This window comes from Desulfurococcaceae archaeon MEX13E-LK6-19 (assembly GCA_029637525.1).
GTDB lineage: Archaea > Thermoproteota > Thermoprotei_A > Sulfolobales > Desulfurococcaceae > MEX13ELK6-19.
This window is the reverse complement of sequence record CP072660.1, coordinates 1,249,872-1,274,375: the sequence shown is the minus strand read 5'-3', so window position 1 is coordinate 1,274,375 and position 24,504 is coordinate 1,249,872. Positions and strand designations below refer to the sequence as shown.

Here is a 24,504-nt window from a genome sequence, read left to right as displayed (position 1 = left end):
GGTTTTGTGTGGTACGGGGCAGGTTTATGGGCCCGGAGTATATTCGTTCCATTGTACTGCTTCAAGGAATATATATAGAGTCAATGTTGTGTTCTCTGGTGCATCCTGAAGTACTGTTAAGTCAAGACTTATGTCAGCACTTTGACATGGATGAAGCTGTTCACCAAAGTTGTCGCCCCACCATATTAGTATGTCAGCTTTTCCATCGCTATTGAGGTCTACATAAACACCTTGTTGTAATACCTGTTCATTTAATTCATAATAAGACCACTCATGTGTTCCATTGCTTATTCTTACACGCCATATCTTCAATGGTATCGTGCCATCATTGTGTACTTTGAATGCTATGTGCGTATAGTACCATGGATACACGTTTACTAGTGTTATGTTCATCGTGTCAGAATCGCCGTCACTATCTGTATCAATTAATGACACGACTGTGCAGCCAACATCTTTGTCAAGCTGTAGTGCGCCTGGAGATGGTAAGAATGATGCATTCCAATCATTTCCAGCAAAGAATCCATAGCCTGGGGCTAATCCACATGCATCATTATAGATTATCGTACCATTTACAAATTCCCAGTCAAGCTCACCTGTATCAACATACGCGTTTACTTTGAGTGTATCGTACCACATAGCTAGGCCTACTAATGCCGATGACATTAGTGCCGTTATTATTAAACCTAATACTATATTCTTATATATCATATTTAGTTACACCTGATTATACGGTTACGAAAGATTTAAAAAACAATTATTTTAAACCATACTATTTAGACTATGGTTATGGTACTTCGTTCCATTGCGCAAACGTTAATTCTAAGTCGAAGTGATACGTAGCTGTCTCATTTGCCTGTTGTGTCACTATAATTTCGAGTATGTATACGCCTGTACCATTTGGTGGATCGATTTGCGTATTATTGGGTATTATGAGGCTTATATTAAGTGCCTCTTCATCCTGTGCACTAAGGTTTGTCCAAGAGTATGACAATAGTTTTACTGGTATTGTACCAATGTTATCTACTATGAGTGTTATGTTTACTGCATATCCAGGGTATACGTTGTCTAGTGTTATATTCATCTTGATCGGGTTTCCTTCTGCATCATATAATTCTGGTTTCACTATACATTTAGCCACATCTTTCTCCTCAGTGTTATTGAAGCCCGGTGCTTGAGGGTCTATCCCTACGTCACTGCATGACCAATTGCTCCATTTTACCTTCACTTCACCTGTATTGATGTACACGTTTATCCTCAGTGTCTCGCTCCACATTGCCAATGCTGCGCCGAAGCCTACTAGTATTATTGATAGCATGGTTATTCCGAGTATTTTACTGAAGGCTTTCACGTTTTACACCTTAGGTTACATAATTGTTTCTGTAATATAAGAAGATATTGTATGACAAATTTATATAACAAGTATCTACCTTACATACATAAGACAGATATGTACAACTTATACATATAACTTGTTTCGAATAATCTAGACTAAACTAAGAACAGACCATACATACTATTAGTGCATCCATAGACTATTTCACTCTAACAAAAAAATATCTATCCTCATCTATACCGATCTTATTAAACAAATTCTTAATAGAGCCTAGTACATGTGACCAATTATTGTTGTTAGCATTGCTAAGCAGCATTATACATTTATAATCAGTATCAAATAGATACAATAAGGCCTTACATATTGCGTTATCTATCTCTTCGCAATAGTTGTTGACAACGTTTACCACAGGTATTATAACGTACTTGTACTTAATGCCAACAAGTATATCTACATTATAAGTTAATCCCGAGTAACCTTTTATTCTCTCATTACGCGACTCAACTAATACATCTTTCGCAGAATCTTTGAGAACAGAATTCAACTTATTTAGAAATACCTCATTACCAAGCTTTAAAGCATAATCACGACTATTAAGGATAGTCTTTAATCTCACTATAAGTCTAAGTATATGCCTACCATGCGATGTTAAAGCGTACTTTACTCCATTGTCTTCAATAATCTCTACAGCATTAATGTTGACGAGATATTTTAGGAACTTCTCGAGGCTACGTGTATTGAGGTTCGTTGCATAGAGAATGTGTGTTTTCTTCGCGTAGCCTTCATTGTTTATGAATTTTAGAATAGCCAGCAATATATCTATTCTAGATCTATGATATGTATTTTCTCTCACAACTTAACAACCCTAAGAAGCCTATGTACAGACAGTATATACGTTACATAAGTATTAAATCTTCTGTACCTAAGATACACACTTACGATCAAATATTAAAATTAAATAAGCTACTTCTTTTGTAGACAATGAAACAAAAATAGTAATGAACTCCAAAACAATGCTTAACAACGTCTTGAACATGTATTAGCTAAGTATCTTCTTGGCTATTAATACAAGTACAATGATAACCACTACTATTAAGCCCGCTGCTATCATGGAGTTAGTGTTTGCCTGAACTGTTTCTGAAGGAGAACTATTGCTATCATTACCACCACTATTGACTGTCAACGATGTTTGGTTATACAATTTGTTGTTTATATATAATTCAATAACATAATCTCCCGGGCCAATACCAACTATAGTGTATGTATGTGTTTTCTTCATCACTGCCTGTCCTGACGGTCCCGTCCATTCGAGAACTGTTGTATTTATTTTTATTGTGTTGTCCTCAACTGTAGCATTACCCCAGTCCACTTGGAAGCCTAGGTGAGGGAAAGTCATCTCAATGGTTACATACACTATAGTTGTTCCATTGACTTCTTCATATGAAGTCTTTATTGTTACACTACTTGGTTGGCTTGGAACCCACTCATTGGCCTCAGTATTGTTGCCAGTAGTGGTATTGGTGTTACTAGTGTTTGTTGTGACATTAGTTGGTGGAATTACTTTAATTAGCAAGTCTCTTTCCAGTCCTTGGAACAACCTGCTGGACTCTACCAACATTACTTTATCATGATCACTATCTATGGTCATAGAGTACTCTGTTACCCCTCCTTCAAATTTTTCAGCTGGCGTCAGAGAGAGGCTTAGCTCGTACCCCTTTAGCCCAATTAGATCTATTGTTACGTAGGCAGTACATTGTTTTGAATAATAGTATCTTCCAGTACCCATAGCATATATTGTCTCGAATACACCATCTGTTTTCCTGATATTATACTCATATATAACAGTGATATTGAATTTAGAGACGTTTTTGAGACCATTTATACTAAATTTTATCATAGGCAGTGTACCGAGGACGGTATTGTACTCGAATTCATGGTCACTAATAAAGCCTTTTTCTACAATAGTCCAGTCTCTTATTGTTTCATTACCGTAAAGTATTGTTATATTGCCGTATACAGCTTCTCTTGGTATTGGGAAGTACATTACCACATGGTCATACATTATGTTTTCGAATGGGTAAACACCCCTTACAGAAACATGTAGCTCATCAGAACTTATCTTCTCTATTTCTATGTTAATGTATTCTTTCTCGAGAATAATAACTGGTACTGGAATAGGATTAGCTGATACTATGAAAGAAGAAGCAAGTACTAATACTACGAAGAAACCCAAGATTAAATAATTGTATACCATAGGCTTCAATTTTCCACCAATTCGAATAATGTAATCATCCCTACATAAAACTTACCATAAACGTAACTACGATGTTATACTTTAACAAACTCATTAAGCTCGCTAATTATTTCATTTATAGACCCCACTAATTTATAAACAATATATCACTTTAAAACATCAAGACATCCTTTATTATACACGATAAATAAAAGCTATGGCATAGAAAAGAGAGTTACCGTAAAAATAGCGATTTAAAACAAATACCTCATAGAATAATTGTGACATGCCTACGCATGGGATGATGAGTCAACTCCGTCGGTGATCGAAGAGTAAATGATCGATGCACCGGTTGCTGACCAACATATTGTGTCCGTGTATACTAAACACTATTTACGCCTGATCACTATAGCTATCACAAGTATAATCAATGCAATAAATGCTATCTCCATAAATGTCATTAGTGATATCCTGGGAAACCATGATGGGCTCCTGAATACTATTTCTACTTCAGCTAACCCGCTAGTTTTCGACACAAATATTTCTAAAGCACTAGCCCCAGTATCAGTCGTCACTACATTATAGTATAGCACATCACCCCTCACATAGCCAACATGAAGGTCTCCATTAAGGTACAACACTATTTTAGCAGGAGTCTCATTTACAATAATTCTTAATCCATTAGGGATCTTTCCTACAGATAAGATACTAGTATTGCACACAATCTTTACATTCCTATAGGTATTTCCCTCAACTACTACATCAACGTTAAACGTAGAATCAGCATATACTCCATAAGAGAACGAGATAAACAATATTAACACTAATGAAACCGGAAAGAACACAACACTATTTCTAAACACAGTATATCACCGTGAAATAAAATCTAGAAAACGCAAACATTATTTAAACATATCGTTATCAAGCCATACATAATAACTAGAAGATACAAACATCAAATCAATAAAAGATGAAAACAATAAAATGCTTCAACAAGTTTTGAAACAAAATAGTCTAGCTTGCAACATTCTTTCCCATGGCTTTCTTCATCCTAAATTTCTCATTGACCGTCTTTATAATGTTCCTTGCATCGACGATATCTATATTGTCCTTGGGATACTTCTTTACCTCTTCTTCAAGCATTCTAATGTATTCATAGACTTCCTCAGCACTTTTTGCATGTATAGCAAAGTCCATTATTGATTCAAAGAAAATCTTTTTCACTACAATACATAGTTTAACCATTACACATCTCCAATAGTTACTGTTTGTTAACAACTATAAGTGTATTTCAATGATTAAAACAGAATACTTTCGGCCAGCTCTCTCTCAACATGTTGTCTCCGGTATCCACCTAACCATGATAGTTTTACTAATTGTTTCCCGAGATCTCAAGGCTTTACATAGTTGCTAATGGCTAAAATTTATTTGAAGAAAAAATATTAGCTAGCTGGATGCCGCTATTTTAATGGTGTTGCCTAGGCTAGATGGAGGCTGGTATTATTGATACCATTGATAATGGTTTTGCTTGTAGTCTTCTTCTCAATTATTGTTGTTAGGATAGGCACTATTGCTCTTAAGATGACTGGTTTGTCGCGTGATATAGCTGCTTTCCAGGCACAATCGGCTTTCTCTGGAGTTGGATTCACTACATCAGAGTCAGAGTATGTGGTTTCTCATCCTGTCAGGAGGAAGATCATTAGAATACTGATGCTTCTTGGTAGCGCTGGAATAACGACTACTATGGCTTCACTGGTCCTCACTTTTGTTGGGCAAACGCCGGAGGAAATGATGATTCGTGGTATGTGGCTTGCAGTTGGTCTCTTCGGCCTCTACCTTTTTAGTCGATCTAAACTCGTTGACCGCGGGCTTAGCTGGGTTATCGAGAAAGCCCTTGAGAAATTCACGAACCTAAAGCTTTATGACTACGAGCAACTATTGGGACTAAGTCGCGGCTATGCTATAGCACAATTCCGTGTACGTGAACACAGCTGGTTACATGGCAAGAAACTCCGGGAACTAAGACTGGCGGACGAAGGAGTGCTCGTCCTAGGGATCTATAGGAAGCTCGATGACAAAGAAGTATTCATAGGAGCACCACGTGGAGACACCGTGATACTCGAGAACGATGTACTAATATGCTATGGCCACGAGGAAACCCTGAGAAACCTTACAAAGAGACTACGAGGACCACAAGGAGATAAAGAACACATAGAGGCTGTCAAGAAGGAAGAAACAAGAAAGAAAGAAGTAGAAGAAGAAATTAAGAAGATTACTGAAACAAATAAGTAAAACGCATTTATTGAACTAACTTATAAACTATTTATTTTGCAGTATTTTGGGTAGACATGATATGAAACTTTGTGGCGTGATCGTTTTTCTAGGCTTATATGCTATTATGTATCCTGATGGCTTGGCAGGTTTCTGTATAAAGTCTATGTCATTGAAGAATATCCATAAGAGTGTAGCTGAGCTAGCTATGTCCCAGAAATACACATTCATAGGCGATGCTTGTTTTGTTACCAAGTCTACTGCTACACGTGTTGTATAGCCGGTAAGTATATCATGGCTTTTATGAAGAGTCAAGACTATACGATCTTCCGATACATGTTCTGCGAGAATGTCCTTGTAGCCTACGCGTCTGAATATTGTTTGGAAACGATCGCTTTCCTCTACAATAAAAACCCCGTCATCACTTATGGCGAGTGATGCACTAGCGTAGACACGTAGTAGATCCCATGGGCAGAAATGTGGTGTGGCAAGACCATACATGAGCATGAGGTCTACTTTCAATCCAAGCTCGTGTACCTTACGTGCATCCCAAACCACAGTCCTCGGCTCAAACCCGAGTTCTCTTCTACAAAACTCTTTTGCTTTCTCTAAAGCAGAGCCACGTAGATCAACAATTGTTAGTTCAACGTTTTTCCCAGCCTCAATTATCTTTTTTGCTAAAGCTACTCCGCCAATACCCGTCCCGCCGCATAGATCTAGTACATGTACTTTATCGCGAGTATCCATGATATTCTTAACCCATGTGTGCTCAATGATTTTATTGAATTCCTCAAGAGCACGCTCATACCTAGCTCTACCTTCCTCGCTAAAAGGGTCCTCAGGGAATATGAACACACGATATATCCGTTCAAGTTCTTCACTAGACACGAAACTACACCACAAGTATTGCCTTTATTGAATAAGAAATCCTAGAGATTAGATAAATAATTTTATATAACATAGGAGAACAGGTTATCCAAGGAATCCTCTGTATTCAGCTAATTTTACAACTATTTTCCTTGATTCCTCAGGATTGCCTCTCTTTTCAACAAGTTCTCCCAATAGCTTATGATAACTGGGATCAGCTTCTGGTATATCAAGTGCCAGCTTGTCTGCAACTACTTTAAGTTTACCAGAGATCTCCTCGATTAATTGCTTTTGAATATAATTGGCTGCTATTAGTGGGCTATAGTACTTCAGGTCATGTTCTAAATCAAGCTTTATAGACGGATATACTTCAAGCAACAGCTCTACTTCCTTATCATCTAGACTAGCTAGACCAGGTATATCCAGTAATGTTGGGGGCAAGCCTATTGTATAGTATCCTGCAACGAATTTTATTGCCCTAGGAATCTTTACGCCATCTATGATCCTATGATACTTGGTGTACTGCATTCTCTCCCTAGTCGATGGGATCACGTCAAATACACTATAGAGGTTCTCAACTGTTTCAACAACGTATCTACGATAACTGAAAGACAGCTTGGGCACTATCCTTAGTATCTTTGCCTCAACATCTTCATCTATTATAGCGGGCTTCTTGATATTGGACGCCTGCTTAAGTTTTTCGACTACGTGCAAGTACTTATCGTAGCTCGTGTTATAGCGTAGCGCTGACTGAATTGTTACTGTAGAATATCCCTTCCACACGTTAGTCCATGTATCAATGTTCTCTGGGGTAAGATGTCCTCTAAATGGTGGTTTACCCATTCCAAGAATAGGCTTAACGCTTATAAGCCTCTCTTCACCCCACCTATGGAGTCTACTCAACCCTATTTTTAATGCTACAGAGCTGGCGACATGCCCGTAGAGTAATGCACTGTCGCTTTTACCGAGGAATACTCTTATCTCGTTCACGAACAACGATACTTCTTTTAGTAAGGCTCTGTGGAAAGCCTCTGCTATCATGTCAGAGTGTACTTGTTTATCCGCTGTCTCGATCAGTGGGACTACGAGGAGAAACCATGTTGGATCAAGTCCACATTCTTCAGACATAACTTTCTCGATCTTATAGAGTCTACGCTGTATACGTATGGAATCCCTCACGTTCTCTGTCATAGGTATTATAACGTATTTTACGGGCTGCTTGAAACCCAGACGTTGGGCCTTGACATTGGCTAGAACAGCCTCCATAACAGCCATTGTGTGTCTACTAAAGTCTTCAAGACTATCGTTTGGGACACGTGGGGTTAAGAGGAGTTTCTCACCAACCTTTACATCGCGCTCGAAAGCTTTCTCGATAATCCACTCTACTTGATGATATGGCGTGAGCTTTCCTTCATAATCAATCATTACTTCATCGCACATATACTTCGTATACGCTTCAATAGCCTCGCCAATCTCGTCGTAAACACCAACATGTCTCGTGGAGTCCGGGTGTTGTGTAGCCATTAGTCGCGGTATCATTATCGAAGCCCTAAGACGAGTATAATTGCTGGCATCCGTAAATATATTTAATCCCATGTCGGTGGGAGCCTTTGGGGAGAGAAAAATTTGTTAGCAAGACAACAAGTTTTTGTTACATAGAGAAGCCTTCGCTGAAGACGGGGCGGTGCACATGGGCCTCGTTAAGTGTCCCAAGTGTGGCGGGGAATTCGATATAATGTATGCTAGAGCCTATTCATGCAAAGGATGTTCCGTACTAGCACTAAGGAGCTCATGTGCATATGTTAAGTGTCCCTATTGCGGACACGAATTTGTTCTCAAATAGAGTCTTTGTTACATGGAATAGGTATTGTCTTTAGTTAGCAGTTCATCTTATTGATTCATTAGTTTACTGGTTAGCTAGTTATTTTCATATAGTCTTTATATATACTAGCTTAATCTTGGTGCAAACTTTATATATGATTCTTTGATGTTTTTACACAGGTTAGGTGATATCAATGAGTGTAAATAGAATCCCAATATTGTTTCTAATATTGGCCCTTGTATTGGGTACTGTCTGCGTAGTAATTGTAACTAATGCTACAGGTACAGAGAATGTCCGAGTTATTGTGACTATTGACAAGAAAACGTTTAATCCAGGCGTTGTCGAGGCTTTGGGAGGAAAAGTTGTAACAAAACTCGATCTCATACCAGTTGTCATAGTCGATCTTCCTGCACCAGCTATTAAGGCTCTTGAGAAGACACCGGGCGTCCTTAGAGTTGAACGAGACGGCGAAGTAAGAGCATATGCTCCACCCATAGACCCGCCCGGGAGATCACGGAACACACAGCCCCCTGAAACTATTCCATGGGGTATCGATAGGATCAAAGCACCTCTCGTCTGGAACATAACCACAGGCTTCGTGGACATTAATGGTGATGGCGACTCTGAAATAGAGGTAGCTATAATCGATACAGGTGTCGACTACGACCATCCTGATCTATACAAGAACATCAAATGGGGTGTTAGTGTAGTAAACGGCGTCATTAGGACCAAGGAGGTATTCTGGAGTGATAAGAATGGTCATGGAACACATGTCACCGGTACTGTTGCAGCAATAGATAATGATATTGGTGTTGTTGGTGTAGCACCAGATGTAGAGATCTACATGATCAAGGCCCTAGGCAACGGTGGTACAGGAAGCTGGAGCGACCTAATACTAGCTATAGAAGTAGCTCTCAAGGGACCCGATGGCGTTCTTGACAGTGATGGCGATGGAGTCATAGTCGGCGACCCGGAGGATGATGCACCAGAAGTAATCTCTATGAGCTTAGGAGGATCATCTCCGCCCGACGCGCTCCATGACATAATCTGTGTCGCCTACAGCTACAACGTCACCATAGTTGCCGCAGCTGGAAACGAAGGCGCTGACACACCATCGTATCCTGCAGCATACCCTGAGGTAATAGCTGTTGGCGCCACTGATAGCAATGATCTCGTACCAGATTGGAGTAATAGGAACCCAGAGGTAGCTGCACCGGGTGTTGACATACTGAGCACGTATCCAGACGATACCTATGCCACTTTAAGTGGTACATCAATGGCGACACCTCATGTATCCGGTACAGTAGCATTAATACAGGCCGCTAGACTAGCACAAGGACTCCCACTGTTGCCACCCGGCACTGAAAACGATATATCAACAACCACTATCAGAGGGATACTGCATACAACAGCTGATGACGTAAACAACGATGGATACGATAGTCTATATGGCTACGGCATCATTAGAGCGGATAAAGCTGTTGAACAAGCTCTTTCAACAGGTTAAACAGAAGTAAATAAACAAAAACACAATCTTTTTTCCCAGACTCTTTTTCAGAAAATAAAGAGGAAAAAAGCATTGAGTATACATTAACCCATATGGGGTTTCACGTATTCAGAGCCACCGATTATTATTGACTGGGCGCCTATTCCGTTGTTGTGCTCGCATGCGTAGCCAGTTACCACTATTTGGCTACCGGTTTCTATTGACTTTATGATCTCTGTGTACCATACTGTTGTGTTGGTTGATTCATCGAGCCACATACCCTTTATTCTTACAGTGTATGTTGTATTCGCTGCATTGACTACTATGTAGCCTTCTTCAGGATTAGTTTCAACTACTATGCCCTCTACTTGTATTACCTCGTGCTCTGCCTCATCGTGGACCCACTGGTGTTCATGTTCTCGCTCATGTATTTGTAGGCACTCGCCACAGTGATCCTTCGTTTTTGCATGTTCTTCAGCGTGTTCGCCATGGCAGTTTCTATGCATAGTGGCCCCAGATGTGTGATCCTCTGCCTGCATTAGACCTGGTATGTTGATGTTTGTTGATTGGATATAGCCGCTTGATACAGCATATGCTAGTCCACCTATTAGCGATGATGCGATGAGGGATAGTATTATTAGTGCTCCTGTGTTTAGGGCTGCCATCTTGGTCTCACCTGGGCTCAGTATTGTCTTTTAGTATTTATAGGGCTGGCTCACAAATTGTGAGTAGTATTAAACAATAAGCTGGCTACATGCTAGAGTATGGTGTTGATGTTTTGGATTCTATAGTATTGTTTATAGTATCATCAATCATGAACATTATAGCGATTGCAATAGTGGTGTTGATCCTTACTAGATTGTATAGACTCCAGAGAATGATAGGTATAACAAGTCTTGTATTATTGACAGCAGGGTATACTGTATTCCTTGTAGGGCTCATGTTATCGTGTATAGCAGGGTTTGCCACGTTTTTCCATAAGATAACTATAACTACAGAGCCTGTATACCACCAGCACTTCCACACGGTAGAGTATAAAGAACATAAATGGAGTGGTCCTGGAGAGGCTTTAGCTGGACACATAGGCTTCTGGTCGTGGCTTGTCTACGGGTTATCGGGTATGATGTATTCTCTAGCGTATACTTTGATGCTAGTAAGTTTACTGATATCACGAGAGGAAATAACCGATAGTGATGCCGGGGAGAATAAATTTTACCAAGTTGCAGTACATAGCCCGCTCATAGGAGTGTTTGGATACATACTATTCTTTGGAGACGCTGTTTCAGCGATCTTGACTGCTTTGATCGTGATAATTCATAAGGGATCTATTGAGGGAAGACTCGGCTATGGAGTATTACTGGTATCGCATGTTGTTAGACTAGCTGCTATACTAATGCAGAATCCTATACTGTTCGCTATGGCAGAGACTCTTCGTCCAATAGGATTATACTTTATTGCATTGTGCCTGAAAAGGTGATGACGAGTCATGCCGAAGAAGAAAACATACCGGAGCCAAGCAGGGATCGTCTATGATATACTCAAAGCACTTCGTGACGAGGGAGAACTTACTGCAACAAGAATATCATGCTACGCACGCCTACCCTATGACCGTTTGAAACCAATCCTCATAAAGCTTCTCGAGAAAAATCTCATTGAGGAGGTAAACGTAGATGATAAGACTTACTACAGGATAACAAGTCGTGGCCTCGAAACACTTGAGGAGCTCGAGAAGACAAAGAAGCTCCTTGAAGCTCTTGGGCTAAGGTTTTAGTTTCCCGGATCACCATTATATAGCTAGGTTATTTTGTATTTTAGTTTGTGGTGTAGAATAATGGATATAGTAGATCTCTTAAGGGAACTTGTTGAAATAAAAACCGTTAACGACCCTATTAAAGGAGTGAAGCCCGGTAAAGAAGCTGCAAAGTATATTCATGACACTCTTGTTGACTGGGGTCTTGAACCCGAGATCATTGAGTCCAGTGGCTACTACAGTGTATTCGGGAGCATAGGGGATGGCAGACCTCTTGTGCTCTTGATGGCTCATTTTGATACTGTTCCTGTTGATCCGAGTAGATGGGATTACGATCCCTTTAAATTAACTATAGTTGGCGACAAGGGTTATGGCAGGGGAGCTCTTGATGACAAATCTAATGTCGCGGCACTAATGCTCACAGTTAGGGAGTTGTCTAGGAAGAAACTGGGGTACAAAATATACTATGCTTTCACAGGCGATGAGGAAATAGGCGGAGTCAACGGTGCTGCCGTTATAGCCGAGAAACTCAGAAGCAATGGGTCCATTCCGAAGTATATGATCAATGCTGATGGAGTTGGGATGAAAGTAATTATTCGTAGAAGAAAAGCTTTTGGAGCAGTAATTAAAGTACCTGTTTTGAAGAAGAAAACACGCGGCAAAGTATGTAGAAAAACGTTTAAGGCAGAATACCCTGTGGCGCAGCACTCCCATGCAGCCTACTTTATTCCTGGTGTTGACACTCACCCACTAGTGTCTGCATCAATTTTTGTTAGGGAAACAAATGTACTGGTAAAGAGTATCGATGGAGTATTTTTGAAGTCAAATGTTATACCGCCAGAAATAGTTCTTGAATACATTGCACCCGATGACAAGGGAGATGAAGTAGAGTATGATGAAGGTTTAACTCTACTGCTAAAAATGATAGTACCATTAACACGAATGCCTATACCAACAGAAAAACCTAGTGAATATGGAGTAAGCATTACGCCAAACGTGTATACTATTGCAGATGGCAAGCACAGTCTCTATCTCGATATCAGAGCCATGCTTACCGACAAAAATGCTATTGAAAAAGAGCTTGAGAGACTCAAGGAAGAGCTTTTCCCGGAGATAGAGTATAGTGTACGAAGCGGTTCCGGAGGATACCTTTATACATCAAGGAATTCACTACTAGTCAAATCATTCCTAAACGCCTTAAGAACCGCCAAGGAGCCTTCTGAAGTAATGGAGGGTGCCGGTGCTTCTGACTCAAGATACTTCACAATACTTGGCGTCGAGGCTGTTGATTTTGGCCCACGTGGCGGTAATATTCATGGCGACAATGAATACGTAGTTATTAGCTCCTTAAAGAAGTTACCAAGAATATACACCATGGTTATAGAGGACTTAGTTAAACACGAAACATAATATTAGTCTGATATGATTTGTAGCAACAACTCTTTTATATTATAATACGTGTTTTTATAAAATAGACCCACTACTGCACCACTATTCATAACCATAATTCTGCCCCCATTATAGCTCCCCTCCGGTCTTTGGAGGGAATAACATTGAAGTTCCTTCAATGTAAGTTAGAGGATGTGCCTCCCAAGAAACATGGAAGAGTAGCTATAATAGGTTCTGGGCCCGCTGGCCTTGGAGCAGCTGGATACCTTATATGTAAGGGATATGAAGTTCATGTCTATGATATGCTTCCTGAGCCCGGTGGATTGCTTATTTTTGGTGCACCTGAGCATCATATACCAAAAGAGCCTGTTAGAAAAGGAGTAAAGGAGCTTGTTGACGCTGGTGTCGTATTCCATACTTCTACAAAAGTCATCTGTTGTAGAGAACATGAAGTAAGGAATCATTTTGATAAGATTCTGAAGAAGATAATTAAGTCAAGAAAGTGTCTTGAGGATCTTGTTGAGGAATACGATGCTGTTTTAATAGCTACTGGTGCATGGCGTTCACGTAGACTGGGTATACCCGGTGAGGATCTGAAAGGAGTATACTATGCTCTAGAGTGGCTTGTTGATTTCAATCTAGCTAGACTAGGGTATAAGAAGATGAAGAAAGTACCACGTGTGAAAGGAAGAGTACTTGTTATAGGTGGAGGGCTCACGGCTGTAGACGCCGTGGAAACGCCTTTGAGGTACCTTAGGGATGAAGTAAAGGAGGTTTACTTGTCTTACCGTAGAACACGATATGAAGCACCTATGGGGAAGAACAGGTTTGAGAAACTAATCAAGGAATACGGTATAAAATCACTGGAATTAACAGTACCTATAAAGTTCAACGGGTTGCTCCATGTGAAAGAAGCTGTCCTACAGCATGTAATGCTTGTTCCTGTAGGCGATGGGAAAACAAAACCAGTACCAATACCAGGTACAGAGTTCAAGCTAAAAGTTGATACCGTTTTGATAGCAGTGGGAGAAAAACCATCGCCACCCTTTAGGAGAGAGTGTCTTGGAGTAAAACTGAATGATGATGGCACAATAAATGTTGATGAAAAATATCGTACTACAAAATACAAGGTATTTGCTGCAGGCGACGTAAAACACGGTCCATCACTCATAGGGCCTGCTTTGAAAAGCGGTATTGAAGCCGCCAAGTGTATAGAAGAATTCTTGACAACAAAAGAATGGAGAAGAAAAGATTGTTCTAGCTAATAGTTATTTTTGCTATCAAAAAAGCTTGTTATAACCTCAGTCTTTTTCTTGCTTTTTCAAGTATAGTAGCCATTATGCTCTTTGCTTTCTCGTTATTACCTGTTCTCATATACGTAATTAGTTCTTCTTTTAGCTCTATTTCTCCGGGTATGAGACACGATATTATATAGTCTATGAAAAAGTATGCTGCCTCCCTATCGCCGCGGAAATAGTCTAAGACTATATTGTAAAACTCAGCCGGATTCTCCGTTAAGATCTTGTCTACATCAACTTTTTTGATCGCCTCTACGTATGTTACAAATGGCACTACTATAAAATAATGTCTTCTGCGTTGCAAGACCACCTTTATCATTTTCCAAAATGAAATCTTATAGTGGTTCATCACAAAGTTAACCTCTCTCTTAGTTGTTTTGTATACCCACTCCTGCTTTTTATTACTGTTAATATTCTATTACTGGGTTCCTTTGGATCATGTTTTAGGTTTATTATTGTATCAGATATATTGCCTAGTTCTTGAAATACTTGGTACTCCGTGGCACAGCATGATTCTAGGTTTGCTAGTAGGGTTTGCACTAATATCTTGTTGGTATCTTTAATATATGCTGAAAGGTCTCTATTTATAAACCTGTAGATGTGATGTGGTATAAGCCCTGAGTATACCTCTACTCCATCAAAAACTATCAAACCAGGATCAAGGTCCATAATAAGCTCCTGTATTTTCTTCATCGTCTTTGATATTTCTGACGTGAAAGGATCAATGTACTTCATTGTCAATAAATCTAAGTTAGGTTCTCTCCCGGGTTCGCAAACACGTTTTAATAGATAATTTATTTTCTCGTTGAGAGAATCAATGTATTCATTATAACTTATGTAGAGAGCTTTTTCTCCCTGCAAGACAGCATTCAAGGCGTACTCTAAGGCGAGCACACTTTTCCCTGATCCATGGGATCCTGTTATTAGTGTTATTGATCCTGGCGGTATTAGTGAGAATATTTTGCTTAAGTTTCTAGTCAAAGGTTTTAATCCTTTTTTAGTTCTTTCTTGTCTCCTCGGGATTTTGGCAGAGTACACTATTGGTGCAAAACCTTTTTCCCCTATGGTGTATGGTATGACTGTTGAACGAACAGCTGTTCCACGCATTTTCCTTATTTCAATCCATCGGAAATACGTTCCTTTAGTGTACTCTGCTTTCAGTACAAGTACTCCATCAACAACAAACTCCTCAACACCATAACCTATAACCTCTATACCGTATGGTAGATCTGCGATGACAAGAGTTGTAACATCGTCAAGCACCCTAGTTCCATATATCAGCGTGTTTCTCAGGAAAGCCCTGATGGTAGAAGGGCTATCTAGTGTCTGAAGAATCGCTGTAATACTGTCCAAGACAACGCGCTTAATATCATTATCCTTTATGACCTTCATGATCCTCGCTACAACAGACTCCATGTTTGTCTCGATATCAGCATGAGGTATGCTCATAAAGTAGAATAGCCCCTTCTCCTCAAGCTCACTAAAATCAAGACCCAGCTTTTTCATATACATAGTGAAACTCTTTTTATCTTCTACAAAACTTATGTACAGTCCTTTCTCACCATATTTCACAGCGCCATTAAATAGATAAGTGGCAGCAAATATCGTTTTACCAGCGCCAGGATGACCAGCAACGAGCACTAAACTACCCCGAGGAAACCCCCCTTCTATTATTGCGTCAAAAGAATCTATTCCTAGAGGCGATCTCGATATAGAGCTCATTATATGCATACCTCTATAAGTATTATATTGGATGTTTTGCTTTAGTATTTATGCTCCATAGCAATTTCCATTGCAATATTTTCAATTGTTTTGCATAGGTTTTATGGAGAGGGTAGCTGCTTAAACGGTATATTATATGAAGTATTATATAAAGATTCCTTTTCAACAACGCATCATAAATTTTTCTTAAAGACAATAACATGAATACTATAAAGTTAAATATCGGTGCAAGCATACTGTACTCAACCCCCTCGTGGAACAGGGGTGCATGAATAGTAGGTAAAGTAGGCATGTATAATTTTAAAGAAGTCCTGGAAGATCTGTGCAAGAAGAAGGTATGGCTTTTCTGTAGATTTCTTGACTTTGATGCTCCCATGCTTCATAAATACCTCGTAGTGACAGCTGAGTCGTATCAATATCTCGGTGAAACGCTATGTGAGTGTCTTAATGATAAACATTGCTCGGGAACATTAGCAATAATGGTTAGAGAAGTCATGTTATTAGATGAGTATTACCCAAGGATAGACGTAGATAAATTATCTGAAGTATTGAGGAAATCTTTTAAGAAATACATTTAGGCCAAATACTATTTCGGTGTAAGGCAGTGGATATTATCTGTTATGAGCCGTTATCAGCTCCTCAATCACTTAAACAAAAAGGTGTGGAATGGATAATATCCTGCTGTCCAAACAATATTACCTATAGATCGCTCCATGACCTAAATCGTGTTATCGAATACCTGATGAATATTTTGTCCAGAAAAACTGGTATCAACTTCAAGTCCTATGAATTTACAGAGAATGAACCAATAGGGAGTGACTACATCATATACAAGTATCGTTTACACTTACAAGACACTAGAACAGGATATTGTAGTTGCCGTATAGTTACTTATCTACAAAAAGTTATTCTCATAGTTTGTACGTTAAGTGGAATAAAAATACTAAACACAATGTCTCCCCCTCTTTCTCCTAGTCTAGGAAGCTACAGTAAAACATCCATTAATGAGACAGGTATGAAAAACCATATACCTGCTGGTCAGAAGATTATTCCAAACTTCATAATATACCGTATTCTTGGACAGCCACATATACATATTGATGACTGGAGTCTCAAAATAACAGGTCTAGTTAGCAGAGAACTCGACCTAACTTATAACGATATACTAAAAATGCCGATGAAGAAAATAACCACTGACTTCCATTGCGTCACAGGATGGTCTGTAAGAAATATCGAATGGGAGGGTGTTCCATTACATTACTTAGCCGAGAAAGCCGGCGTCTCCGAGAAAGCCAGATGGGTATTTATCAAGTGTCTTGATGGCTACACAACTATTGTACCCATAGAGGATTTCATGGATGAAAACGCTATACTGGCCTTGAAAATGAACAAAAAACCTTTAACGCCTGAACAAGGATTCCCGGCGAGGATACTAATACCTCATCTTTATGGGTGGAAGAGTGCCAAGTGGGTTTCTGTAATAGAGTTCACTAAGGAGTATAGAGATGGTTTCTGGGAAGCTCTAGGTTATCACGAAAGAGGATATGTATGGCTTGATGAAAGATTTAAAAAATGTTGAAGTGTTAAATAGTCTTTAAACACTATACTCTAGAATTTAACGTATTTCTCTCCTGGAGATCCACAAATAGGGCATCTTTCTGGTGGCTCTTTACCTATATAAGTATGTCCACAAATAGGACACACCCATATGTGCCCGTCAAGAGGTATATCCTCTCCCTTATCAACATGCTCTTTAGCTTTCTTGAATAGCTCGGCATGTATTTTCTCTGCTTCAAGAGCCCATTTGAAGCTTATTTCAGCTTGTTTTTCTCCCTGGAACTCAGCTATTTTTATGTATACTGGATACATTTCATTTACCTCAAATTCCTCGCCACGAATAGCCATAGCTAGATTCTTTGAAGTATTCCCTGGCCCAAATGGTGCTCCTGCCACTACTTTAGCATCAGTATCTAGGTTCCTAAGCTTGTCATAATGGTTTCTTGCATGGACTTGTTCTGAGAACGCTATTGCTCTAAATAAACGTGCTACATTAGGGAATCCTTCTTTCTCAGCTATTTCGGCGAAAACAAGATACCTCATATGAGCCATTGATTCTCCTCCAAAAGCAGAGATTAACGCATCCACAGTCATGGGTCTAGAAGCTGCCATGAAATATCACCTTGTTTCAACCATGTTAATCTATTTTATCAAGCTAAATATAAAAATCATCAGCACAATCATGACATAAAGATGGCTTTCTCAACTAATCTCATTTAATTTATAAAATACTAGATCCTGTAAAGCCTTCCTCTTGTAATATCAGCTATCATCTCAACATATGAGACTCCAGGGTCTAGAGTGTTTCCACGTGTATCATAAATATCCATGTCGATGCCCTCCATTCTAATGATACTGGATAGCTCCTTGATTTCTTTCTCTACATTATCTACCAGGGGCTTATTCGCCTTGCCATCAGTGATCAGTATTGCCTTGATATACGCGTTCTTATGTTTTGTCTTGAAAGTCTTTGCTACATGAACTATTTTCTGTAGTGCCGCCGGCAATGGTGTTCTTCCGCCTGTGGGCGTTCTGGCTATCTCGTTGTAAACCATTGTATAGTTCTTCGTTGGCGGTATGAACTTGTCTACTCCATAACTCCTGAACGTTATTAGGGAGAGCCATGTCCTCTTTGTGTACGTGTCTTCAATAATTTTTTGGGCAATAGCTTTAGCCACAGCTATTCTTTTGGACACATTCATGCTGCCGCTTGTGTCGAGAATAATCATAGTCAAAACAGGTAGCCGGTTCCTTCTGACACGAACAGCTATAAGATCATTCAGTATATCGACGGGAACTTCGTTTATATACTTGATACCGTTGGATAGGACGTTAGTTATAGTACCAACAATATCTATGTCTCTAGGATTCGGGTAAGGGTAGAGATACGATATTGGTATGCCAAGAGGCTTGTTTATAATAGTTGTATACTTGTATCTCGACCCAATTACATTGTTTAGATCTCCGCGATCTTTTTTCCATAGACTTGTTTCTCCAAGGGATACTCTATACTCGTTGTTTCTATCAGGTGGTATAACTATTGATGACTCACCGGGAGAACTTGTTTTATCCCCATTACCATCTCTCGGAGCTTGTTCTAGTCTTTGATTGATAGACTTGTTTTTCTCTTTTCCTGCAACATCATCTCTTGTTTTACCGTGTTTTCCCTCCGTATTTGTTTTTATATCGAGGAGCCTTGGCTTTTTATCCATGTAGGTGTTTTGAAGAGGCTTAAGAGATAGCCTATGTGGTAACGCTAGCTCCATTGCTTTCTCAATATCTTCGAGTGAGACCCTTGTCCTGCCATCGAGTGCTGCTATGGCCTTCGCTGTCCTGACAACGACTATCTCCGCTCTACAGGTCCTCACCTTCATCTCGACAAGTGTCTTAGCCAGCATTTTCAAGAGATCATCATCTATTTCTACATGTTGAAGCAGCTCACGTGCTCTAGCAATCTTTGAAGTAAGCTCTCTTTCTTTCCCAGCATACTTCTTGTAGAATGAAACGGGGTCTCTGGAGAACTCTTCAACCCTCCTAACGATCTCAGCACGTGTCTCGGGATCCTGTGGGGCCTCGATATTTACTACGAGCCCGAATCTATCGAGGAGCTGTGGTCTAAGCTCTCCTTCCTCGGGATTCATGCTTCCTACAAGTATGAATCTAGCTGGGTGCTTGAAGGAGATGTGTTCTCTCTCAATAATATTCCAGCCATAGGCAGCGGCATCGAGTATAAGGTCAGCTATGTAGTCGTCCAGGAGATTCACTTCATCTATGTAGAGAATATTCCTATTGGCTTCAGCTAGTATACCAGGTTTAAGAGCCCTTATGCCTTCACGTAATGCTTTCTCAAAATCAATAGTACCAATAAGTCTATCAGGAGTAATACTAAGCGGAAGGTCTATGACAGTCATTTTCTTTTTTACAACAGGGAGCTCTTCACCATTCAACCATTTCTTGTAACAATTATCACACATCTCCATAGGATTCCTGGGATTACAGTTAAATGGGCAGTTAGCTACAACCTCGATCTCCGGCAATACGTTGGCTAGCGCACGAACAAGCGTTGTTTTACCGGTGCCCTTGTCTCCTCTAAGCAGTACTCCTCCAATCAACGGGTTCACAGCCACGGCAAGCAGTGCTAGCTTGGCTTTCTCCATGCCTACAATAGCTGTGAATGGGAACACTAACCTGCGCTCAACCTCGCTTGTATTCATGATCCCACACTGCAATATGCACTATCCTCAATAGGAGAGTGCACCAGGTTAATAAAGAAGAACAAGCTTATTGATAAACTTATTTCCCAGTAATTTCCTTAAACCTCTTTATAATAGTCTCTATTCTCTCGATCGATTTACTCCACGAGCTTACTTGGTCTGGCATGACTACGTCTATATAGCCTCCTTGTACTTCACCGGGAGTGGTTATGTCTTCCTCTAGGAAGCCTTCGATCTCTGTATGTGTTTTCCTAAGCTTGTCTAGTAGTTCCCTACTAGGCTTCCATAACCCTCTCAAAGCTGCCTCGATAAGCCTCCTAGTGATCTCCTCAAGCGCCCAGACGTTGTGCTCCATAAACCACTTCTTCATCTCTTCATCAAGTACATAGGTCTCGGCTATCTCCTGGAAAACCCAGTCGGGAACCATTCTTGTTGTGGAAGCCCATCCGTAGAGGTGTAGTATCTTTCTCTGGAACTCGTTGGCGCCACGGTACCCGTGTTTCTTCATCTCGTTTATCCATTCTCTATTGAGTAGCTTTGCTCTAGTAATCCTCTCGATCTCGAGATCCATGTCTCTTACTTCAACACTGGAGATATCACGTGTGTCAACAGTAACTATCTCGATATCGCTCCTCTTGGTCAAAGCCTTGACTGCATTGTAGAATCCTCCATGGTAAGCGAAGTAGCAGCAACAACCAAATATGTCATGTTCATCGCTCACGTGATTCCTGTTAACAACATCAACACGTTCTAGACTGAGTACAAGCGCTTCATGAGCCGGTTCTCCATAGGAGTCGATACCGTAGGCGTAGCCGCTCCACTGTATCCATATTTTAGCGAGATCCATATCAGTCTTCCAGGCAGATGCCTCAACAGCAAGGTTAACACCAGCACCATAAGCGCCCGGTGGAGCACCATAGACACGGTAACGAGCCATTTTCTCGGCTCTCCTAGGCTCAACACCTAGTTCAACAAGCTTCTTCATGTTCTCAAGATAATGTTTCTTAACATAGTTCTTGTCAAGAGGTTCATCCAGAGCGATAACTTTGGCCACCGCTTTGTCTATAAGCTCTATGTAGTTCGGTAATGTATCACGGACAATACCACTTATCCTGACGACAACATCTATGCGTGGTCTCCCAAGCTCCTCCAATGGTATAACCCTGAGATCCCTGACAACACCATTACCATCCCAGACGGGCTCAACACCTATGAGGTATAGTATCTGCGCTAATTGTTCGCCATCAGCCTTGTAGGCATCAATACTCCATAGTACCTCGCCGACACTCTCAGGATACCTACCATGCTTCTCTAGATAATGTCTCAAGAGCTTCTCGGCAGAGTCCCTGCCAACAATCCATGCAGCTTTTGTAGGGAGTGTACGTGGGTCTATGAGATAGAAGTTTCTCCCTGTGGGAAGAACCTCTATTTTACCGCGTGTAAGCGCGCCAGAGGCACCGGGTTCTATATAAGATCCCGCTAATCCATCGATCAAACTCGTTGTCTCCCGTCTACATTCCCTAATGAGTCTTGCTACCTGGACAGCGTACTTGAGCACTTCAATAACCTTGTCTGCCTTCTCTCTACGGGGAGCCATCACTTTTGAAGCCACCTTCTAGCCTCTTCTTCAACAACCCTAATGATCTCTTCCTCCCCCATGTCTTCCCTCTCAATGAGTTTCTCGAGAACAGACACAGCAATCAAATGGAGCCTGTCTAGAAGCTCGCTATTCCTGATACCATACACCTTGTTTAACTCCATAGGCTTCCTCCGGAGCTCATCATAATCAAGACCAAGATACTCTGCCAGAACCCTCTTTATCGAAGGAGTCCTGTAGGTATCGAAACTCATTATAGTAGCTACATACTCTGCTAGCTCTCTAGCATCAACTGGTGGATGACCCAAGATGTGTAGACCCTTGTTCACCTGGGTGTTCTTCACCATATGGATGTACCTGTGTAGATACTCTACAACCTCTTCTTCACTAGCCCCACTAGGCAGCTTGATATTATGTTCTCTTGCTTTCTCAAGCAACTGCTTATAGGTTATGGATGCTCTAGCATTGTCGCCCATTGTCTTGGCATGACTGTATTGTGCCAACAAGGACTCTAGATCACTTAGTACATCAGCATGCTTCATCGGTGGGTACAAGTGGTCAACTATGACTGCATAACCCCTCCTTTTAGCGACAACACCCTCCATAGGGTTAGATACTACATACACGTATAGGTGTGGTACATCATCTATAGAGATCTCTGGCCAGCACATCCAAGATAACCCTACTCCCTTGCCGGGCAGGAACTCTAGGTAACCATGTGTACCAAAATGTATGACTACATCGGCTTTGAATACTCTCGTAATCCACCTATACACAGCTAGCCATTGGTGTGGTGGAGGAATAGTTGGGTCATGAAGTATCTTACAGACTCTGCCATCACAACGAGGTCCTGCACAACCACGTTTGGGCTGTGGCAAAACAATAATGTTGCCAAACCTTAGCCCGGGGACAACGAATTTACCCTCGTAAACCATCCCAGCCAACACCTTATCCGTACGGCCCATAAGCACGTCATCAGGACTACCCCATGTCTCGATCATTTTCTTTCTAACAGTCTCCGGCAGCTCATTAAACCACTTCAAGTATTCTTCTCTACCAACGAAGCCTAGTGCACCGCCACGTGCCACGATCTCTTCAACAGGAGTCCACCTAAACTCGCTGAAAGCCTTCTTCTCCATAAACATCTTGATGAGCTCTTCACCCGTCTCAGGGATCTTGTCACCGACATTATAGCCTTCTTCCTTCAGCTTCTTGAGAAACCTGACAACACTCTCGGGAACATCGAGTCCCAGGCCGACGCCAATATTTGCTTCAACTCCCTTACATGGCGGGTTAATCAATACTATAGCTATTCTTCTCTCACAAGGCTTTTTCCTCCGCAGTACAATCCATTTCTTGACCCTCCTCGCAATGTAGTCTATATGCTCGTCAATAGATATGATCTTTTTCTCCCCGTAACCACCTACTTTAGTGCCGGCCACGACAATAGGCTCTATAACACCGTCGACTTCCGGCATAGCAACACGGTAGACTATAGTCATATAGCCTACTCCATGCTCGTCTCTAAGCCACTCCTCAGGGGATTTATAGTAGGTTATAATGCATTGGATAATGGGTACGCCAAGCTTTTTAAGAAGCTCTATTCCAGCGACACTGAATCCCTTGGTAGGCCATTCACTGCTTCTACCATGGTCTAGAAGGAAGAATGATGTAAGCTTGATGAGCACGTCAATAACTGGCTTATTGTCCTTGAAGAAGAACTCTCTTATACTATCCTCTGACCCAGGAATACCGAGTTTGTCGTCGCGGAAACTATATGTGAAGACAGGTACAACACCCAGGCCAAGAGACTCAAGCTTCTCTACAAGCTTGTCTACAACAACAGTCCTCCCGTAAAGCCAGTCACTCCTATAAAACAATATGCCTACAAGGGGTCTTGAGGAGAAATGATACGTCTTAAGGTACTCGTTAAGCTCAGTGAAAACACCGTACCTCGGATGATATATTCCATGCCATGGAATATTCTCTGGCTCAGGTACAGAAACAGGTAAACCAGCCTCCTTTAGCATGAGTAGCACTAGCGATTCAATATTCTCTCTACCACCAATCTTCAAGTACGCCGCTGCCTGCGAGACAACTCTCGGGTTCACATTTGAGAGTTCTGCATGGTTCTCGTCAACAGCTATGATCTTTGCTCCCTTATCACGCAAGCCCTTCAAGATATCTTCTATCTCCTGGCTCATGGGAGAGGAGTATACTAGGACAACATTGGCCTTCTTTAGAGCCTCTAGGTCTTCACGTGAGTATCTATACGGTGTGATGACGGTATAGTTGAATCCGTGTCTACTACTAAGTTTCTCGAGAACATTAATGAGGACTGGTGCCATAGCTGCGCCGTAGCCTATGGTGAACCCTAGCGTTAAACTCAATTAAGTGCACCTATCTATAGTCGATGATGCACCAGATTTATTAACCTTAGCCCCTGTCTAAAAACCCTCTAGGTA

General features: G+C 40.9%; 23 protein-coding genes. 8 read left to right on the top strand and 15 right to left on the bottom strand.

Annotation, left to right across the window (positions count from 1 at the left end; translation table 11 throughout):
- Nucleotides 1-24 precede the first annotated feature (24 nt).
- The 6 genes from J4526_06770 to J4526_06745 form a co-directional block, all read right to left on the bottom strand.
- On the bottom strand, nucleotides 25-708 hold the full coding sequence (locus J4526_06770; protein WFO74773.1) for a hypothetical protein: 684 nt from the start codon (nucleotides 706-708) through the stop codon (nucleotides 25-27).
- A gap of 76 nt (nucleotides 709-784) precedes the next feature.
- Entirely contained in the window at nucleotides 785-1,348 is a 564-nt protein-coding gene (locus J4526_06765) for a hypothetical protein (GenBank protein ID WFO74772.1), read from the bottom strand.
- Nucleotides 1,349-1,532: 184 nt separating this feature from the next.
- Nucleotides 1,533-2,186, bottom strand: a complete 654-nt coding sequence (locus J4526_06760) for a hypothetical protein (GenBank protein ID WFO74771.1) — start codon at nucleotides 2,184-2,186, stop codon at nucleotides 1,533-1,535.
- A gap of 186 nt (nucleotides 2,187-2,372) precedes the next feature.
- Entirely contained in the window at nucleotides 2,373-3,596 is a 1,224-nt protein-coding gene (locus tag J4526_06755; protein ID WFO74770.1) for a hypothetical protein, read from the bottom strand.
- A 359-nt stretch (nucleotides 3,597-3,955) separates the two neighbouring features.
- Nucleotides 3,956-4,429, bottom strand: coding sequence for a hypothetical protein (locus J4526_06750; protein ID WFO74769.1), 474 nt, complete (start codon nucleotides 4,427-4,429; stop codon nucleotides 3,956-3,958).
- Nucleotides 4,430-4,580: 151 nt separating this feature from the next.
- Nucleotides 4,581-4,811 (bottom strand): hypothetical protein, encoded by a 231-nt coding sequence (locus J4526_06745; GenBank protein ID WFO74768.1) that lies wholly within the window; start codon nucleotides 4,809-4,811, stop codon nucleotides 4,581-4,583.
- 261 nt (nucleotides 4,812-5,072) lie between these two features.
- On the opposite strand from J4526_06745, the gene J4526_06740 reads away from it, so the two are divergent.
- Entirely contained in the window at nucleotides 5,073-5,858 is a 786-nt protein-coding gene (locus J4526_06740; protein WFO76367.1) for a TrkA C-terminal domain-containing protein, read from the top strand.
- A 27-nt stretch (nucleotides 5,859-5,885) separates the two neighbouring features.
- Here the strand turns inward: J4526_06740 and J4526_06735 are convergent, their stop codons facing one another.
- Both J4526_06735 and ppcA read right to left on the bottom strand, forming a co-directional pair.
- On the bottom strand, nucleotides 5,886-6,725 hold the full coding sequence (locus tag J4526_06735) for a class I SAM-dependent methyltransferase (protein WFO74767.1): 840 nt from the start codon (nucleotides 6,723-6,725) through the stop codon (nucleotides 5,886-5,888).
- 84 nt (nucleotides 6,726-6,809) lie between these two features.
- Entirely contained in the window at nucleotides 6,810-8,300 is a 1,491-nt protein-coding gene (gene ppcA / locus J4526_06730; GenBank protein WFO74766.1) for a phosphoenolpyruvate carboxylase, read from the bottom strand.
- Nucleotides 8,301-8,719: 419 nt separating this feature from the next.
- Here ppcA and J4526_06725 point away from each other — a divergent pair, with 419 nt between their 5' ends.
- Nucleotides 8,720-10,033: a S8 family peptidase gene (locus J4526_06725; protein WFO74765.1), complete on the top strand. Its 1,314-nt coding sequence runs from the start codon at nucleotides 8,720-8,722 to the stop codon at nucleotides 10,031-10,033.
- 83 nt (nucleotides 10,034-10,116) lie between these two features.
- On the opposite strand, the gene J4526_06720 is transcribed toward J4526_06725, so the two are convergent.
- Nucleotides 10,117-10,677: a hypothetical protein gene (locus tag J4526_06720; GenBank protein WFO74764.1), complete on the bottom strand. Its 561-nt coding sequence runs from the start codon at nucleotides 10,675-10,677 to the stop codon at nucleotides 10,117-10,119.
- A gap of 113 nt (nucleotides 10,678-10,790) precedes the next feature.
- Between J4526_06720 and J4526_06715 the strand changes: the two genes are divergently transcribed.
- The 4 genes from J4526_06715 to J4526_06700 all read left to right on the top strand — a co-directional run bounded on the left by J4526_06715 (nucleotide 10,791) and on the right by J4526_06700 (nucleotide 14,416).
- Nucleotides 10,791-11,489, top strand: coding sequence for a hypothetical protein (locus J4526_06715; protein ID WFO74763.1), 699 nt, complete (start codon nucleotides 10,791-10,793; stop codon nucleotides 11,487-11,489).
- A 9-nt stretch (nucleotides 11,490-11,498) separates the two neighbouring features.
- A complete protein-coding gene (locus J4526_06710; GenBank protein WFO74762.1) occupies nucleotides 11,499-11,783 on the top strand; it encodes a DUF4364 family protein in 285 nt (94 codons plus the stop codon).
- 60 nt (nucleotides 11,784-11,843) lie between these two features.
- Nucleotides 11,844-13,172 (top strand): M20/M25/M40 family metallo-hydrolase, encoded by a 1,329-nt coding sequence (locus tag J4526_06705; GenBank protein WFO74761.1) that lies wholly within the window; start codon nucleotides 11,844-11,846, stop codon nucleotides 13,170-13,172.
- A gap of 143 nt (nucleotides 13,173-13,315) precedes the next feature.
- A complete protein-coding gene (locus J4526_06700) occupies nucleotides 13,316-14,416 on the top strand; it encodes an FAD-dependent oxidoreductase (GenBank protein ID WFO74760.1) in 1,101 nt (366 codons plus the stop codon).
- A 28-nt stretch (nucleotides 14,417-14,444) separates the two neighbouring features.
- Here J4526_06700 and J4526_06695 read toward each other — a convergent pair whose 3' ends face one another.
- Together J4526_06695 and J4526_06690 are read right to left on the bottom strand one after the other, a co-directional pair.
- The gene (locus J4526_06695) at nucleotides 14,445-14,753 is read right to left on the bottom strand and encodes a hypothetical protein (protein ID WFO74759.1); all 309 of its coding nucleotides are present in this window, start codon (nucleotides 14,751-14,753) and stop codon (nucleotides 14,445-14,447) included.
- Nucleotides 14,754-14,797: 44 nt separating this feature from the next.
- Nucleotides 14,798-16,171 (bottom strand): AAA family ATPase, encoded by a 1,374-nt coding sequence (locus tag J4526_06690; GenBank protein WFO74758.1) that lies wholly within the window; start codon nucleotides 16,169-16,171, stop codon nucleotides 14,798-14,800.
- 290 nt (nucleotides 16,172-16,461) lie between these two features.
- Between J4526_06690 and J4526_06685 the strand changes: the two genes are divergently transcribed.
- Both J4526_06685 and J4526_06680 read left to right on the top strand, forming a co-directional pair.
- Nucleotides 16,462-16,749, top strand: a complete 288-nt coding sequence (locus tag J4526_06685; GenBank protein WFO74757.1) for a hypothetical protein — start codon at nucleotides 16,462-16,464, stop codon at nucleotides 16,747-16,749.
- 35 nt (nucleotides 16,750-16,784) lie between these two features.
- The gene (locus J4526_06680) at nucleotides 16,785-17,750 is read left to right on the top strand and encodes a sulfite oxidase-like oxidoreductase (protein ID WFO76366.1); all 966 of its coding nucleotides are present in this window, start codon (nucleotides 16,785-16,787) and stop codon (nucleotides 17,748-17,750) included.
- A 29-nt stretch (nucleotides 17,751-17,779) separates the two neighbouring features.
- Here the strand turns inward: J4526_06680 and J4526_06675 are convergent, their stop codons facing one another.
- The 4 genes from J4526_06675 to J4526_06660 form a co-directional block, all read right to left on the bottom strand.
- Nucleotides 17,780-18,340, bottom strand: a complete 561-nt coding sequence (locus J4526_06675) for a rubrerythrin family protein (GenBank protein ID WFO74756.1) — start codon at nucleotides 18,338-18,340, stop codon at nucleotides 17,780-17,782.
- Between the two features lie 119 nt (nucleotides 18,341-18,459).
- Nucleotides 18,460-20,442: a VWA domain-containing protein gene (locus J4526_06670; protein ID WFO74755.1), complete on the bottom strand. Its 1,983-nt coding sequence runs from the start codon at nucleotides 20,440-20,442 to the stop codon at nucleotides 18,460-18,462.
- A 79-nt stretch (nucleotides 20,443-20,521) separates the two neighbouring features.
- Entirely contained in the window at nucleotides 20,522-22,042 is a 1,521-nt protein-coding gene (locus J4526_06665; GenBank protein WFO74754.1) for a cobaltochelatase subunit CobN, read from the bottom strand.
- Nucleotides 22,039-24,429, bottom strand: coding sequence for a cobaltochelatase subunit CobN (locus tag J4526_06660; protein WFO74753.1), 2,391 nt, complete (start codon nucleotides 24,427-24,429; stop codon nucleotides 22,039-22,041). Before J4526_06660 ends, J4526_06665 begins: the two co-directional genes overlap by 4 nt.
- Nucleotides 24,430-24,504 lie beyond the last annotated feature (75 nt).